11 protein-coding genes are annotated in these 17,341 nt (G+C 29.3%); 1 reads left to right on the forward strand and 10 read right to left on the reverse strand.

The genetic code is table 11. The annotated features are described in order from the left end of the window. Positions 1-304 precede the first annotated feature (304 nt). Positions 305-2,668: a S8 family peptidase gene (locus tag PGH12_RS01290; RefSeq protein ID WP_267597773.1), complete on the reverse strand. Its 2,364-nt coding sequence runs from the start codon at positions 2,666-2,668 to the stop codon at positions 305-307. 2 nt (positions 2,669-2,670) lie between these two features. Continuing rightward, positions 2,671-3,759 (reverse strand): AAA family ATPase, encoded by a 1,089-nt coding sequence (locus PGH12_RS01295; RefSeq protein WP_267597772.1) that lies wholly within the window; start codon positions 3,757-3,759, stop codon positions 2,671-2,673. A gap of 124 nt (positions 3,760-3,883) precedes the next feature. Here PGH12_RS01295 and PGH12_RS01300 point away from each other — a divergent pair, with 124 nt between their 5' ends. Continuing rightward, a complete protein-coding gene (locus PGH12_RS01300) occupies positions 3,884-7,627 on the forward strand; it encodes an nSTAND3 domain-containing NTPase (RefSeq protein ID WP_267597771.1) in 3,744 nt (1,247 codons plus the stop codon). 41 nt (positions 7,628-7,668) lie between these two features. Here PGH12_RS01300 and PGH12_RS01305 read toward each other — a convergent pair whose 3' ends face one another. The 8 genes from PGH12_RS01305 to PGH12_RS01340 form a co-directional block, all read right to left on the reverse strand. Further along, positions 7,669-8,226 (reverse strand): hypothetical protein, encoded by a 558-nt coding sequence (locus tag PGH12_RS01305; RefSeq protein ID WP_476384933.1) that lies wholly within the window; start codon positions 8,224-8,226, stop codon positions 7,669-7,671. 358 nt (positions 8,227-8,584) lie between these two features. After that, a complete protein-coding gene (locus tag PGH12_RS01310) occupies positions 8,585-9,877 on the reverse strand; it encodes a hypothetical protein (protein ID WP_267597769.1) in 1,293 nt (430 codons plus the stop codon). Between the two features lie 24 nt (positions 9,878-9,901). Then, a complete protein-coding gene (locus PGH12_RS01315; protein WP_267597768.1) occupies positions 9,902-12,880 on the reverse strand; it encodes a TrlF family AAA-like ATPase in 2,979 nt (992 codons plus the stop codon). A 195-nt stretch (positions 12,881-13,075) separates the two neighbouring features. Beyond that, positions 13,076-13,885, reverse strand: a complete 810-nt coding sequence (locus PGH12_RS01320) for a hypothetical protein (protein ID WP_267597767.1) — start codon at positions 13,883-13,885, stop codon at positions 13,076-13,078. Positions 13,886-14,039: 154 nt separating this feature from the next. Further along, positions 14,040-14,534 (reverse strand): hypothetical protein, encoded by a 495-nt coding sequence (locus PGH12_RS01325; protein WP_267597766.1) that lies wholly within the window; start codon positions 14,532-14,534, stop codon positions 14,040-14,042. Positions 14,535-15,083: 549 nt separating this feature from the next. Then, on the reverse strand, positions 15,084-15,674 hold the full coding sequence (locus tag PGH12_RS01330) for a hypothetical protein (RefSeq protein ID WP_267597765.1): 591 nt from the start codon (positions 15,672-15,674) through the stop codon (positions 15,084-15,086). Positions 15,675-15,961: 287 nt separating this feature from the next. Beyond that, a complete protein-coding gene (locus PGH12_RS01335) occupies positions 15,962-16,453 on the reverse strand; it encodes a hypothetical protein (protein WP_267597764.1) in 492 nt (163 codons plus the stop codon). Between the two features lie 28 nt (positions 16,454-16,481). Further along, entirely contained in the window at positions 16,482-17,261 is a 780-nt protein-coding gene (locus PGH12_RS01340; RefSeq protein WP_267597763.1) for a hypothetical protein, read from the reverse strand. Between the last annotated feature and the right edge of the window lie 80 nt (positions 17,262-17,341).

A 17,341-nucleotide genomic window follows, 5' to 3' on the forward strand; every position in this document is an offset into this window, starting at 1 on the left:
AAACATGCCGGGTAGGGCTTTTTTATGTTTTTGAAAAAAGGTTGCGAGAAGTTTTAATACTACTATGTGTAATTAAATATAAACTAAGAGGTAGTAATTTTTATACTTTATTTAAATACAATAGCTGGAAAAATAGCAAATAAATAGCTTTATAATTAAGTAAAGCCTTAATAGATTTTTGAGAAATTTCAGTTGAAGAAATATATTTAAGGATTGTCATAAAATTTAAATCCTGTTTTAAATAACAGGATTTTGTTTAGTCATTGTATTGTTTCTTTATGTGAAAAAGCAAACTTAAAAATAATTAACTTTTAAGCTGTACTCTCACAGATTCTTTCAACCTTACATTTTGATGTATAAAATTATAACTGTCTAAAAGTTGGGTTACTTCGTTGTAAATATGCCCTTCGTTTTTAGTGTCCTTTATAGTTATAATCAGGCAAAATTCTTGACTGGGCGTGATTCTTTGTAGTTCAGCCTTTGTCTCTGTAAATTCTCTAAAAAGACCGTCGATTTTCAAATACCAATTCTTAGGGTTTTTCAGAAATTTTTCTTTATTTGAAGGTGTGAATTCATCAAGATTAACAGCCCATTTCTTAACTGGTTGAAATTTGTCACCATATGCTACCAATAGCCTTTCTTTAGTGTAAGGATTGTCGAAGTCTTTACTTGCAGGTTTACTGTAGAGGCTATGGGAAAGAAGATTTTTAGCTCCATCTTTTCCAATAGGATTTATAATTGTTGGTTTAGCTGTATCTCTATCAATTTTCTGATCATAGGTTCCTAATAAAACGTCTATATTTGACTGGCAATATTCTGCACCGTTTGAAGAGTCAAGAACAGGGGCTGTAACTAATGTAAGTGTAATTTCGCCGTGAAAGTAGCCGTCCTCATCAACCATCGATTGTGGGTAAGGGAAATCAAGAATTTCTATAAAATTTCCTTTCTCTAAATTATCTTGTAAAATTAAAGTGATTTCGTTTGGTTGATTAAATAAAATGTCTTGCGTATTTGATGGAATCCCAAATCCAACATGCTTCAATTTTTCAGCAATTGTCATTTTCATCTCCTGCGGATATTTAGCGGAATGAATTGTCAAAGCTTTTAGTAGTAGGGGATTAAATTCTTCACTTAACAGATTATTCAGTTGAGATAAAATTGCTGAAATTCTGGGTGTAGAAAAGCTTGTTCCTACAACACCTTTCCTTTCACCTGTTTTTGAAAAAGTAAAAACAGGGTTTAGAATTAGTCGGTTGTACGCATCCATTCCTGCATTTCCTCCAACATGCGAAATTTCAGGTTTAATTGTAAAAGAAGGACCAGGTCCTATTCTTGAAAAGGGAGAAGAATGGTTTTTTTCAGATTGATCTGTTGTATTTTTATTTTTTGATATCGATCCTACGACTAATCCTCTAATGGTATCCGCAGATTGAGAAATTCTACTCCTGGGGATACCGCTCTTAAAATTAGAACAATTTCCAGCGGATTTGCAAATGAGAACGTTGTGCTGTTCTTGGATTTCATCCAAAGCTTTTCCGAAATCTGAAAATTCCGTTGCATCTGCCTCCTTATTTGTTCCTAGGGATAAGTTCCATATCTTAATATGATCGTTTTCACTGATAGCCTCTCTGATATTTTCTATTAATTCATCTTCGGATAAGCCTTGTGTCGTATTATTTGGGAATACAATAGCTTCAAACAATTTCGCACCTTGAAATCCGGTGTAATTTTCCTTTTCCAACTCATCGCCGTATATAATTATTCCCGATACAGCAGTCCCGTGACCTTTATCAACATCATCGTCATGATATTTGGTAAAATTGTCCTCTAGTAACCACGGTGCTAAATGTGGAATTCCTGCAATTCCACTATCTAAAACTCCGATAATTGGATATTCTTTGTCTTGTTCTGGTATTTTAATATCAATCGCCTCGTCCCCTTTTATCTCATCTAAAGTTACGTGGTAAATTGGCATTTCGGAGATTAATTGTATACCATCAAAATCTTTTAATTCATTTAAATCATCGAGTGTTAAATGCTGAATTTTAAAAATATTTAAATCCGCAGAGTATAAGGTTCTGCTGTATTCAATTTCTCTTTCTGTGCAAAATATTTCAAATAGCCTGATTGCTAGGATATTAAGTTCTGGATCTCCATAATTGCATAATTTGACCTTGATGATGTCATTATCTAAGTTTTCGGAATCGATATCTATTTCCGGGTCATATTCTTCTATATCATCAATTGCTCCAATTCCAAGTTTAAGTGCTTGGCTGCCAAAAGTCTTTTGACCTACTGCAATTTTTTTTGAAATTTTGTCTACTTCATCCTCGTTTTCAATTTTAACTAAAACCTCGTCATTATGGCTTAAGCCGATAACATTCATTTTTTGAGTGTTAAAAATTTTGCCAATCTCTTTGCGGTAAGTTTTTGCTAATGCCTCCTCATTAATCTTTAATTTAATAACGCTAGGTAAATAATTGCCTTTCTTCCTTTTCTCTATAATTTTCTCAGAGACCGTATTTAAGGTCTGTATAAAATATTGTGCTTTCTGTGGGATGATTTCCTCATTGTACCATTTTGGGGGCGTTGAGTTTCCCCCTCCTTCAGTATTTCTTTCATCATTAGTTCTTTTCTGAAAGAACTTGATTGGTAAATTCCTTTCCATATCTATTTTGTTTTTAAGTTATTTCTTACCTGTCTAATAGAAATATTCATTATTTGGGTAATACGTTCTTGTGAGATACCACTCTCGTTTAGGAAAACTATTAATTCCTCGTTGCTGAAATCTTTGTGATTTGATTCAAATATTTCTATTAGGACATCTTCATATGACAGTGTTTCTTTTTTTCGAATAATCTTTTGCGCAAGTATATTGTTAAATAGTGTTTTTATGAAGGAAGGGGTTTTCCCTTCCAAATTATGAATAATCCTATTTAATTTTTTTTCATCACCTAAAAAGTCATTGTCCAGTCCCCGAATAAAGTTAACGACTAAACGTTCGGTTTCGTTTTGATTAGGTAATCCAACTTCAATAACAGTATTGAATCTTCTCCAGATTGCTTTGTCCAATAATTCCGGATGGTTGGTAGCGGCTATTAATAGATTAGATTTTGAAAAAGTATCAATATTTTGCAGCAAGCTATTTATAACTCGCTTTAGTTCTCCCAATTCATATTGATCATCTCTTGCTTTTGCAATGGCGTCAAACTCATCTAAAAAAAGAATACAAGGTTTTTCGTCAGCAAACTCAAATATCTTTCGGATATTTTTAGAAGTATTACCTAGCAAGGAAGATACAATAGCGTCAAACCTTGCTGTAATCAATGGTAGTCCTGTTTTATACGCAATATATTTTGCTATGGTTGTCTTTCCGCCTCCTGGTATTCCATAAAGCAATAATGAGTTAGAAATTTCAAGCCCATTTTTAATAAGTTCATTTTGATGGCTGTAAAGATTGATATAATCGTTAACTTTATTTGCAATATTTGGAGGTAAAACAACCTCGCCATCATTTTTGATTGGCATTGTAATATCAACAATGCTCATCCGACTTTCTTGATCCACAGGACTTGAAAGTAAAGAATCCATTGATACCATTGATGATGGTTTGTTATCTAATGCATTAATTATCAATTTCGCTAATTTTCCATCCCCATCCTTTTCTAATTTGTCTGCTAAAATTCTAGCGTAATTGTTTATTTTTTTAATATCCTTATTTAACCCCCCTTCAATAATTCTTAAAATTTCCGTGTACATTTTGATTGATTTCTGTTACAAATTTAATAATTATTGTAATATAAAAACCGATTAATGTAATTTTTTTTACAAAAAACGATATTATTTTAATTTAACTAGTTATATTTGTTCTAAACTTTGTAAGATGAATGGTAGATTAAAATTGATAGAACAACAGTTAATAGGTATTGATAGCGCAGCGTTTCAAAACCTATGCGATGTATACCTAAATTTTAAAGAAAACGACTTACAAAGTATTAGTAGAGCAGGAAGTCAGTTTGGTAAACAAAAGCCCATAAAAGGAACTCCTGATACTTTTTTCAGAAACGGTGAAGGGAAATTAATATTTGTTGAATTTACAACAACAAATATTGGTATAGTAAAAAAATTAAAAGGAGATATCAGCAAATGTATTGATTCAAGTTTTACAAAGATCGATTCTCGGGAAATTGAAAAAATTATTTTATTTTTTAACTCACGCTTGGCAGTAAAGCAAGAGCAAGAGATATTTAGATTTGCAAAAGATAAAAATGTATTCATTGAGCTGATAGGTCTTGATAAATTAGCTTTAGATATTTATATCAACTATCCCATTTTATCCAGAGACATCCTAGGAATAGCTTTGGAGACAGGTCAAATCCTCCCATTGTCATCTTTTATAAAAGAATATAATAATAAGGGAGGTAATCTCTCGACACCACTAGATAATCCTTTTTTAAATCGAGGTAAAGAATTATTGCGGATAAAAAATAGCCTGGCTAATAAAGATATCATTGTATTATCTGGATCTGCCGGAGTCGGAAAAACCAAACTAAGCTTAAAATCAATTGAGGAGTTTAAAGAAGAAAATATAGATTTCACGTCTTATGTTATTGTGAACAAGGATGCAGATATATGGGAAGATGTCAGGATGCAATTACAGAAAAATAAAAATTATATATTGTTAATTGATGATGCAAATAGACAACTTAATAATTTTAATCAAATTTTAGGGATTCTAAACGAGGAGAGAAGAGGTAAAGTTAAGATAATTATTACGGCACGAGATTATGCTATAGATCACTTATTCAATGCAAGTGATAATATTGATTATGATTTAATTGAAATTGAAAAATTTTCGGATGAAGAGATTAGAGAGCTTATAAGTAATGATTTCTTTAATATAAAGAATTCAAAATACCAAGATAAGATTATTGCCCTTGCCGATGGCAATAGTCGTTTAGCTATTATGGCTGCAAAGCTTGCAATGGAAAAACAATTGAATTTTTTACAAGGAGGAGTTTACAATCTGTACGATCATTATTTTCAGACATTTATTAAAGACTTTGATTTGTTCAATAACCCAATCCTTTTAAAGACAATTGGTATAGTTTCTTTCTTTTTTACCATCCAGAGAGATGACAAAGAATTTATAGAAAAATTAATTAATGATTTTGATATTAATCATATTGATTTTCACGAAGCCATAGATGAACTCCATCGGCGAGAACTCGTTGAGATAAAAGGTTCGTACGTCAGAATCTCTGAACAGGTCATGTCAACGTATTTTTTTTACAAAGTTTTTATTAAGGATAAGGTTTTGCCTTTTAAAAAATTACTTTTTGAGTACTTTGAAAAATATAATTCCCGTTTTAAAGAAACTGTTATTTTATGCAACAATACGTTTGGCTACCATGAAGTTTTGGAAAAGATCCAACTTGATATTGATTTATACTTCCAAACTCATATTAGCAATGAAGAGAAAATAATTCAGTTTATCAAATTATTTTGGTTTTATAAACGTGAAGAGACATTATATTATATTTACAATAAAGTTGTAAATACAAAGCAATTAGATGATCCTTATTATATTTCTACATATGGTACCAATGAATTTGTTTATGAAGAGGATATAATCATCTCCTTACTTAATCCTTTTTTTACACATTACACGGAAGACAGTTTTATTAGTTCCGTAGAGCTTGCATTTGAATATGTAAAGAGAAATCATGAAGCATTTCCAGAACTTATAAGAAGGCTTAAGGAAAATATTAGCTTCGATGATGATGACGAGTTCAATAATAACTTTGAAAAGCAAAAGGAGTTTTGTAATTTATTGATCTCCAGATCAAATGAAGGACAAATCCATTATAAAGAGGCTTTTTTAGGACTTGCTTCTAATTTTTTGAAACACAGCAACAGAGTCTTCAAGACAGCCCGTAATGAAAATGCCTTTACGCATTACAATTACAGTATCCCTCTAAATGAAACAGTTAAGTACATCAGGACAAATGCTTGGAAACACCTTTTTCTATTATATGATAAATATCCAGAACGAGTATTAAAAATTATCAATGACTGGAAACCCTTTTTTGGTGATATGAATAAAAAAATGTTGACTTACGATCTTTCACTTATCTTACCGTTTATCGAAGAGAAATTAGATTCAAAAAGTTTTACTGATATTAATTTTGTGCAAAATTTTGTCAGTTGGCTTCGATATAATAAGATCACAAATATAAAATATCTTCATTTAAATAAATTGTTCAGCAATAGTGAGTACGACGATTTTAAAGTGTTTGACTGGACTGGGGGAAGCCGGAAGAAAAATATTGAAAATCTGAGTCACGCTGATTACAAGAAGATGAGGACTACAGAAATATCAAAACATTTTATTTTTAAGAATACTTCAGATTTTAAAAGATTTGGCACCCTACTTAAAAATAACTTTTTAGCTTTCCAAGATAGTGGAAGAAACCTGGATTCTGTTAATGTGATCATAGAAAGTACATTTAAAAGAAATAAAAAAATTGGATTTGAACTCTTAAAATATTTTTTAAAGAATCATGCAAAAACTCGAATTTCCATTCCTTACAAAGCCGTTTCTTTGGTTACAAATGATGAAGAGTTCAGTTCTTTATTTTATAAATTTTTAAAAAGTTGGAAACACCTTGATTGCTATCGCTTAAAATTTGTATTTTTTGAAGTTTTGGAAGAACATCTTGTAACACAACTATACGTTAAGGAGCTGTACAGCCTTGTGAAAAATATCGACGATCGTATTCACTTCGGTTTCAGCTGGCTATCCAAATTCTCCAAATATCAAGAATCCATATTTACAGATTTTCTCCATATCATTTATAAAAAGAAGGTTGAGGGACTACCTATTTCTATTGACGATGAAATTTTTGAGAATTTTACCTTCCAGCTTAAAGATGATATTACTATTCTTCAGAAACTATACCTTTTAGAAATAATTGCGAATCCTAATCATTTTGATTATGAAAGGGATGGTTTGAAATCATTATTAGAGATTGATAAAGATTTTATTTTTCGCTATGTAGAATTGCATTATTACACTGCGGGCAGAAAGAAAATCAGTAGTAGCGATAACCTAGGCTTTGTCTGGGAGATGTATAATGACGATTATTTAGAAGAATTATTCAAAAGTATCATTAAAAACACTTTAAGCATTGGTTTTGGAGAAGAAGAAATAGATATGTTTTTTAAAAATATCTCAGAAACTGGCAAAGCAAAAGCCTTAGTTTTTCTACGCAAAATGATTGTGAAAAAGGCAAAAAATGTTCCTTTTGTCAATTGTGTGATCAGATTAATAAGACGTTATTATTCACATGAATTCGAAAATTTTCTATTGCTTTATGTCGAGCATAATGCTAATACAGAAGATTTTTCAAGAATTTGGTGGAGGGGGAATGGCGGAACTTATTCAGGAGATGTCAATATAGGCGAGGTTCATAGAAATGATTGGCAGAGAATTTACAAAATTATAGAAAAGGGGAAAAATCAGCTGAATCTTATTCCGATTAAAAACTCGATTAAAGAAGAAATTAACTCATCTATAGAACAAGCAGAGAGAGAAAGATTGAGGAAATTTATACGGTCAAGGTAGTACTAGAGTGTAGGTGTTTTAATATTAGCCCAAGAACTCATTTAAATGTTGTCAATTTCGTTGCAGACATTAATAATGTGATCCAATCCATAAAGCAATTCAGACTCGTTAATGTTCATCCATCTAAAAAATTGAACAATTAGATTATAGCTTTGCCTAGTATAATTAGTGTTAATTACAGCATTATTAGGAACAAAGCATATGGGTTCATGATGTGCAATCCTATTTCTAAGGTCATTTATCTTCGCTAATTCATTGAAAATAAAGGTGTGATTATACTGTATGGTTGGAGTACTTGTAGGTTTTGAAGGAAAAATCTGCAATAAATTTTGTCCTCCAGCTAAAAACTGTGGCTTAGCAAATAAATACCTCCATAATCCAAAGTCTAGTTCAGCAACCAACTTTGGATGGGTATATGAGACTCCAAGTTTTTGTTTCGTGTTGGAAATTATGTTTTTGGTTGTTCTGGATTGAACAGTGTCGAGCTGTCCACCGGCTAAGACAAAATCTTTCAACCACTCCGGTCCAAAAAGGTTCGTGTAATGACGATCGATGGCGTTTCTCAAAGCTACTTCGAAACAACTAACTATAGTGAACATTTCCTGAGATAGTTTTAAATTTTTTCTATATAATGTCATAGCTTTTCTTGTATCAAGACTAACGGCATTTAGATATCTATTGATCCGTGGTTCCGACATTATATTTTTAAAATCTTCAAATCTCATTTATAAACTTTTTTAGGAATAGTTGCTAATATAAAAAAATATTACTATATTTGCTACATATTATTCCCGATATGCCCCTGAGTTTTACTCAAGCTATCGGGTTCTGTTTTTATATACCCTTGCTTGTTCGCAGTAAATTGTGAAAGTTCAGTATTTTAACTAATACAATTTGCCAGATTTTGTGGCAAATATTTCTTTAGTGATTTCACAAATTTAAATTCTTTTCCAATTATCATCTATATTTTTTGACCAACGCTTTAAAACTAACTTCATCACCGATTGAAATTTTATTTGTTTCAGTAATATTTTCAAGTTTTTCATCATCAAAAATATTATTCATTTCACTGAAAAAATGTTGAGTAATAAAATTATTGATAACGACAGTTAAATACTCAAATGTCAATAATTTTTTTGCACAATTCGTTTTATTAAAACTATTTACATCTACTCCATGCAATATCAAGTTTCTTTCATTGTATAATTCGTTACAGAAATACGAAATGAAATGTTCATCGAAAAAATCTTTAATTGCTGTTTTATTCATTAAATCACCAATAGTAAAATTCATCATTTCTTTTCCGTTCGATTGAAGTAAAACTCTTTTACTGTTTACTGTTTTAAACAGAGGTTTCTCAAACTTATCATATAAATCTGCAAAGTCCCATAAAATTCCTTCTATCGTTGGTAGTATAGAGTACATAACACTTGAGAAAAGTCCCTGGGAATATGTCAGAATACAGTTTTGGATTATTATTGACCGTTCTGAAAAACTATTTAAGATATGATTATCAAATCGTTTTTCGATTACGTTCTTGTTGCTTTCGATGTATTGTTCGATAAAATCTGTTAAGGAGTCACCATCTTTAAATTTGTAATATAGATTGCGATATTCACCAATCGTGAGTTTATCAATAAACCATTTGAATGGAAATGTCAACCATTCACTTTCGATTTCAATATTACAAATCGATAATCGTTCAGGCTTTTCTATAATGGATGCGAGCGACTCTAATATTAGTTCAGGATTGCCATCAATGTTAATGTTCAGAAGCTTCTCATTAATCTCAAATTGGTTGATTTTTATTTGCAAGATGATCTGTTTAGTAACATCGTATTGCCTGACAAATTCTTTGTTTTCGGATTTATTAAAACAAGAAGTAATTATATTAGCTGCTTCAGCATTTTTTGATTGTTCTTTTAGATAATTTATCTGATCAACTTTACTGCTCGTAATGTTTTGATATAAGCTTTTTTTTGTTTGATAAAATTTTTTAAGCGTTTTTGTTTTGCGATCTTCAAATAAATTTTCGATTTTATCAATTCTCTTTGATGTTTTATAATTACTTATTGCTAAATAAATCTCTTTAAGTTCAGGTGTGTGAGTATACTGTCTATCATATTCTGATAGAGAAAGAATGGTAATGCCGTTAGCTAACAAAATTTTATTTGTATCTGATATTTTAGATACTGATCTTAATCTTACTTTTTCTTTAAAGTAATGCTCAACTAAATATTCTGGAGTCAACCTTTGATAATTTAAAGTTTTTAATTAGTTTGACACTTTTTCAAAGCGATATTTTTTTTCCCTTAAAATAAAAGCATCTTTACCTCCTTCAACAATATCTGCAATATGTTCTCTGATTCCCATTGATTTTAACAAATCTTTCTCTTCAGCATTTAACGATGATGTATTTTCAATAGCACCGTTTACATAATCAAATAAAAATTTACTTGAAGAATCAATGTCATTTTGACCTTTTTGGTTTGCAACGATAATGTTTTCCGAGTCTGCATTCACAACTATATTTGCGTTATGTGTTACTACAATAATTTGTCTTTCAAGCTTCTTATTTTTCAAATAAAAAACTAAATCTTGGGTTATAGATCTATTATCAAGATTGTCCTCGGGTTGGTCGATTAGAATTGGGGACTTAGATTTACTTAGTCCAATAATCAGCATTAAAATAACAAAACTTGCCTTACCAGTTGACATCTCTCCAAGTTTATCATTTTTATAGGTAATTTTCCAATAGTCAAAGAAATAATCCTCTAATAATGTTTTAATTGCTTGCTTTTTGTCAACTCTCGGAAGAATTGCATAATTTTCGTTACAAATCTCATTGAAAACTTTTTCAATTTCTACCTTAATTACATCATATTCAAAATCTGATGTTGCTTTTTTATTCTCATTAAATATTTCAGGATAATTATTATAATGCGCTTTTCTTCCATCACTAATTGCATAAATGTTTTTGTATAATTTCGCAAAATTAAATTGAGAAATACCATCTATTTTTAATCCGTCTTTTTCAAGCTCTGTTGTTCTATCTTTCAGGTCATTAATGATTTGTTGGTATTCCACAAAAACACTATCATACATTTTAAAGATGTCATCCCTACATTTAGTGATTGATTCAATTTTTTCTGTTTTGCTTTTATTTAGCTGATCAATTTCTGTGAGAAGCTTTTTATCTGACGCTATTGAATCATTAAGTATTTTAACTTGTTGTTGAATTTCTTCATTTTTTTGAAAAGGTTTTAATTCTTCGTCAGTGATTTTGATATCATTTTCAATTGAGGTAGCAAGTTCTTTATATTTATTATCGTGGACAAATATTCTAATACCCTCCTCATTAGTTTCAGTTTTAATTTCTTTAGCCAGAGAATCAATCTCATTTTTAACAGTTGTAATTATATCTAATTTTTGACGATAATATTCTCTAATATCTTTATTTTTAATTCCATCAAGAAAAGTTTGATTAGAAGCTGCTAAGTTGTCAGTGTGTTGCCCAAGTTCTTTTAATGAGTCAACAGTATGCCTATAATCATTTCTAAATTCTTCTTTTTTCTGTGTATTGAGTTCATGTTTTTCCTGAATTTCTTTATATTTTTCCAACTCTTCATCAGATAAGCCAGCTTCTTTATTTAACTCAACAACTTTTTCATCATTAGTCTTGATATTTGTCTCCAAAACCTCTTTGTTAGACTTTGTTTTAAGGTCAGTTTCTATTTTATTAATATCATCATTTAATTCAAAATACTGATTTATCAAATCTTCTCTTTCTTTATCAAAATCTCTAACATTTTTAATAAATATATCATATTTTGACCTTGAGTCAGGGTCTTCATTAATTAGTTCTCTAACTAATTTATTAAGTGGACGTCCTTTTTTATTAAGTTCAGGCTCCGCTAGTTTGACCAAATAGTTCTGAGGAATATATTTTAAGTCAGGAATAATAGAGTTTTCGTCTTCATCTCTGAACATGGACTGTGAAATGCTTGATTGTGAAGTAACTTCAAAATTAAAATGTACGTCCATTGATTTTAAATTATATTTTTCTTCATCATTTTCGTTTAACAATATTTCTTGATCAGGAAGAAGTGTCTTTGCAATTGAATACAATAAAATTGATTTGCCTGAAGATTTACCACCAATAATAACATTTAGGTTTGGATGAAGGTAAATATATTGATCTGAAAAAGTCTTTTTTGGTGAAAAAAACTTAACCCTATCAATGATGACCTTGTCTTCTTTGAAGTCTGGCCTAGATGGTTGTATTTTAACTCTTTGTTCAGGCTCAAAACATATCTGACGTAGTCCTTCAAAAGTAAGATCTGCTTTAACCCAAGTAAATTTGCTAAATAGAGTAGTCTCTGAATGAGAGTCACATCCTACAAGACAAGCTTTTAAGGACCCCCTCTGACTTATTACATCTTCTACTTCTTTTTTATAAATTTCTTCAGTGTAACCTTCAGTTCCTTCAAGTCTTTTTCCTAAAAAATAGTTTACATCCTTTGTATTGTTTGAAAAGATACATTGTGAAATTTTATATATTGAAGTTCTTAAGCCGTCTAATGAACCTTCTTCATTATCAAACAAGTCATAATGCTTTTGAATTCCTGAAGCTCCATCATTGTTAGAATTACTCACGACAAATATGCAGTTTTCGTTAAACCTGTTATTGTTTCCGATAAGTTCTTTCAAAGATTTTAAATCGATCACAAAATTATCAACTCCCTTTTTGTATCGAAGGTCATCGGTTTGTAAATTTCCATCTAACTCTCTGCCGTAGTCTGTCAAACCATGTCTGTTCATTTTTTTTCCTTCTTGGTTTTCGAGATGACCAAAGAAATCATTTTCAAGATGTACAACATAATCCGGATTAAATATACAATGTATATTGATTAAACGGGCTCTATCCGTTGCAGGAAGCATTCTCAATTCGACGTTTGGAAATAAATATATTTCTTTCAGAAAATTAATTTCATCTTCTGAAAATAATTTATTTCCCGTAGTAGGATTAATCTTAAAATCTATCTCTGCTAAGTAATTTACAGCGTCCTTATATCTGTCAATTGAAAAATAATCAGTTATTCCAATCGCCTGAACATTATTTTCAAATGCTTTTTTAAAAAATCTGTAAAAGAAATCCTCCAAAGTTGCAGAAGTAAATTGATCATTTTTATTTGTTCCTTTCGTATGAACATGAAAATTCCATTTTCTCCATTCCGAGCCTCTTTTTATCATAGTTTTTTAGTTTTAATGGTTATGACAATTGATCAATTTTTGATCAAAGAAAGTTTTTAAATGTACGGATTTGATGATAGTCGGATTTACGGAAAACCGTAAATATCAATTTCTATTACAATTTTTTACGTAACGTCGTTACTGAAATATTTACTACATATAATATTTCTAGCTATTATAAATAAATTTATCCATTTAGATGTTAAATGGTTTAAAATTTTTGGTACTAAAGTCTAAATAAACGTAGCTATGAAGATCGCTTTCAATTAAAAATCGATTTATTTTTTCGTCAAATTCTTGATTATTTGTACTAGGAAGGGGAATGTCTAATTGTACTGATTCATTATTGTCATTGACAATTCTAACATTTATATCAAGTTCATCAATAGAATACACTTTCCCTTGTTTGCAACTTATTATATCAAAAATTATTGAATAGAAATTTTGAGAACTTGTTATAGACAGATCGGAAAGATTTTTAGTTTTCCAAGGAGTAAATATTAAAGTGTTAGAATTCATATGATTATATGAATTTAAGTGCCAAATACATGTGCTTCCAAAAAATTCAAATGGTGATGATAAATAACCATCATTTGTTTCATTAAAGAACATTTCCCAGATGGCGAACTGATCTAACCAGATATGCTGTTTGCTAATTTGTTCAGAAAAATGAGACATGTTTCTCTTCGATAGATAGTCCCATGGATAATTATCCTGGGTTATTTGAGGTCTTTTGCCTTCAAATATTCCAACCTTAATGGAATTGTTGTGTCTAAAAACAAAAATTCCGTCAACACCGATTTTTTGCTCATCTTCACCCCTGATAGATTGAGAATGGCTCCTCATTCCGTGTCTTGTAAAAGCATCTCTAATAAGAGTAGTTAGGCTCGAAACATAATCTCTTTCAGAAGTAATTATATTATTTCTTAGCTCTTCTCTACAACGGCAATCTATATTATAGCAAATAATTGCGATGTAGTCAGCAGTATTGAAGTCTCCAAACATTTATTAATTTGATATGGTTATTAGTTATAACAAAAGTAATCATAAAAACATTATTTTTAGAAGTAGAAAGTAAAATCATTCTAATAATCAATGTTTAAGAAAATATTTTTGACTAATTATTTTTTCTGAATAGAATTAAAAATATAAAATATTTCTATTTTTTGTCTACAAAAAGATTATAAATAAATTCCAGGTTTGTAACTATTGCTCCTAAAACAAATGCTATAATTGAGTAGATAATATACCGCGTAAATTGTTTGTTTTGAAGCTTAAGATTTTCAACTGTTAAATCATCAATTTCTTTCTGCTTTGTTATTGCAGAATTTTGATATTCTAAATTCTCATTTTGTAATATTAGATTTTGTGTTGTTAATTCATGTAAATTTATCTGTTTGTCCTCGTGCTGTTTGAGATACGAGAATGATATAAAATTCCATCCTTTCTGTGTTAGCTTTATGGATTCTGAAGGTTTATATTCAGCATATTCTAATTGCTGAAGACGGTCTGCAAGAAATCCAGCTTCAAAATAAAAAAGATTAGCTTTGGTAAGCATTCTTTGCAATCCATAATAGTCTGAATATCCACTTCTCTCTTTTAAGAATTTTATTATTAATTCTAATGTAAATTCCTGTTTTTGAATATTATCCATAATATTTAATTTTCTCTGCTATAATTTGAATGAATCTGATTTTTCCGCGGTTGATCTTTTGAGTATGATTACTCGCTTACGCCCCATAAAAGGAAATCAAAAAAATAGAATCTCTGTTTTTATATAGATATGTAATTTAAAATAGCTTTAATATTAATATTTTCAATTCTTATATATACAACAAAAATAAAAAGCTTTCTCAAATGATGACTCAGTATTATCACTGAATCCTTATAATTTGAACAATTATTTGCAGTTATGTTAAAAAAATCTACTTTCATTTTCAATTCACAACTATTACATAACTATATTTGCTCTTTTTTATAACTTTATAATTTTTTCAATTTCATTTGACTTTATTACCAATGTTTTTAATATTCAGTTTTCCAAATGTTTTTTCGGCTTTATATTGACATCTATCATCATTGGTGAAGAAAACGTCACAATGTGAAGCATAGATTTTATTAGACTGTCATCAAACATATTATTAAAATTTGCATCACCTTTACATTGATAGTATATTTAATCACTATAATATCGAAGATAAGTCTACTTTGCTACTATTGATACATAGATAGCGCAAATAGCAACAACTAATGAAGCGATAGCAATGATAATCATTAAGATATTCATTTTCTCAGATCTTTTACTCAGATTATAAGTATGATAATTAAAGAATGATGCAGATGCTAAATTTTGTAGGGTTTGTTGTCTGAAATGGTCTATTCCGATATCAGTAATTTTGAAAATAGGATTGTGAGTATCTTCTTCAATAATTTTAACTTCAACATATCCTAGTGTTATTAATCTCTTGATAGAATACTTTATATCAGACACTGTTAAATTGAAGTACAGATTATTTGAGATGTTATTATAAAGTGATTGTGTCAAATATCTATAATCAAACTCATTTTTTTCAATAAAACATTCTATAATTGACGTCATTATGGAATATTCTCTGTAGTATTTTAACGAAATGTCTTTACTTTTAATTATTACTGATTTATCTATTACATAAGGTTCAACACTCTTCTTTAATAGATTCACTGATTGAATTAGTTGATTAACATCATTTAAATCCTCCTTGTTCCAATCATCTGGATTGTTTGTTAAATCTCGTAAACTTTTTTGTGAATTCATCATTATATATTTTAAGATTAGTAGCTAAATATACAAACTATAAATCATCGCCATAATAAATAATTTATCGGTTAATAAAAGTATAGATAACTGTGTTTGATATCAAATAATTACGGTCTTCCGTAAAACAAAAAATCCCGACTTTTCGTTGGGATGAATTTAAATTTAAGTGAAAAATCTTTAGTCTTTTTTTACTTTGTGATTCTTTACGATCACAGCCTCTGGTTGCTTTATTACTTTTGGCGCAACAACGGGTTTTGTCTCACTTTTAGGTTTTGATTTTTTGCTCATATTATTGAAAAAATATAAATTACACAGCTAGTTAATGATAATATAACACACAAAAATAAGAAATTTTTTGCATTTGCTAATTGTTCTGTTCTTTCTTTATTAATTTCAAAATTGTGTCCGGATATTTCGCATAATATCTTTTTTATGTAAGGTTCGAACTCGCTTGATCTCTTTTCAGATTTCAATTCTTTTTCATAATCATATATTTCATTTGGGTTAGCAAGTTCTTTATAATTATGATTTTTAAAAAGATTATTAAACGATTTTAGCAAAAAAAACAAACATAATATGAAACCAATTAGGTTTAGAAAAAGTACAATTTGCAAAATTTTAAACAGGCAGTCATTATAATTTTGTTTTGCAATATAAATATTCACAGTAACTAATGTCGTAAGAATGAGTATTGGAAGTTGAAATGAATTATTTAAAGTGTGTTTTCTTTCAATTTCTTTGAAGTGAATCTCTTTATAAAAATTTGTTGTATCCATAGATAGTAGTTTATATCATATTAGAATTTTAAAAATCTTTATTACAAGAACAATCAACAATATAGTCTACTTTATAAAAATTAATTAATTTTTTAACAGCTTCAAAAGAATCGTCATATTTGAATTTTAATAAATCTCTAAAGATTTCAATCTGTAATTCGCCTGTACTATCAGATTTCGTATGTATTATTTTATCACGAAGTTCCTTTAACTTATAAATATGTTGATTTGTTAATGTCTGATGCAAGAAGAAATTTTTATTATAGAATTGAGGTAAAACTTTTTTTAGCTTGTCAAAAAATGAAATATTTAATTGTATCTGTTCTCGGTTATAAATTTCAGTTTTATTATTCAGAACGTTTTTATATTCTTGATCTACAGGTAGCATAGAATTAATAAAAGATTCTATCGAAGTAAACAAATTTATAATGCAAGATGATGAATAACCATAAAAATTATATAATAAGTCACTATTTACTTCTGAAAATTTCGAATAGTCATTTAATTTCTCGAAAATATCTTTTGAAAGTTGCTTTCTTTGAGCATTCAATTTATAAGCAAAATCATAATAGACTAAGGTGAAATCAGGTATAGGGATTGTGATATGCTTTCCATTATTGTCGTAGATGAAAGCGAAGATTTTCTCATCTAAAGATGTTTCGATAATTACATTGCGACTTTTTCTCGCTTTTTTGAAATATTCGTTATTGAGATCTTTAATTTCAACTACGTCATAATCTGGGTGATCTTCCAAATTATGTTTCTTTAAATTATCTTCAAACAGGTATTTCTTTTGGATATGTTTCATAATTGGGAAACGAGATTTTGATTGTGTTCAGATTTACTCTTAGTGGTTTTTTTAGTTTTCTAGTAGAAAGTATCGGTAAT

The organism is Chryseobacterium sp. CY350 (assembly GCF_027945075.1).
Lineage (GTDB): Bacteria > Bacteroidota > Bacteroidia > Flavobacteriales > Weeksellaceae > Chryseobacterium.

What these genes read in the sequence shown, in the direction of transcription:
- PGH12_RS01320 (WP_267597767.1), bottom strand. Translation starts at nt 13,885, where the DNA reads ATGTTTGGAGACTTCAATACTGCTGACTACATCGCAATTATTTGCTAT.
- PGH12_RS01325 (WP_267597766.1), bottom strand. Translation starts at nt 14,534, where the DNA reads ATGGATAATATTCAAAAACAGGAATTTACATTAGAATTAATAATAAAA.
- PGH12_RS01330 (WP_267597765.1), bottom strand. Translation starts at nt 15,674, where the DNA reads ATGAATTCACAAAAAAGTTTACGAGATTTAACAAACAATCCAGATGAT.
- PGH12_RS01295 (WP_267597772.1), bottom strand. Translation starts at nt 3,759, where the DNA reads ATGTACACGGAAATTTTAAGAATTATTGAAGGGGGGTTAAATAAGGAT.
- PGH12_RS01315 (WP_267597768.1), bottom strand. Translation starts at nt 12,880, where the DNA reads ATGATAAAAAGAGGCTCGGAATGGAGAAAATGGAATTTTCATGTTCAT.
- PGH12_RS01340 (WP_267597763.1), bottom strand. Translation starts at nt 17,261, where the DNA reads ATGAAACATATCCAAAAGAAATACCTGTTTGAAGATAATTTAAAGAAA.
- PGH12_RS01305 (WP_476384933.1), bottom strand. Translation starts at nt 8,226, where the DNA reads ATGTTCACTATAGTTAGTTGTTTCGAAGTAGCTTTGAGAAACGCCATC.
- PGH12_RS01335 (WP_267597764.1), bottom strand. Translation starts at nt 16,453, where the DNA reads ATGGATACAACAAATTTTTATAAAGAGATTCACTTCAAAGAAATTGAA.
- PGH12_RS01300 (WP_267597771.1), top strand. Translation starts at nt 3,884, where the DNA reads ATGAATGGTAGATTAAAATTGATAGAACAACAGTTAATAGGTATTGAT.
- PGH12_RS01290 (WP_267597773.1), bottom strand. Translation starts at nt 2,668, where the DNA reads ATGGAAAGGAATTTACCAATCAAGTTCTTTCAGAAAAGAACTAATGAT.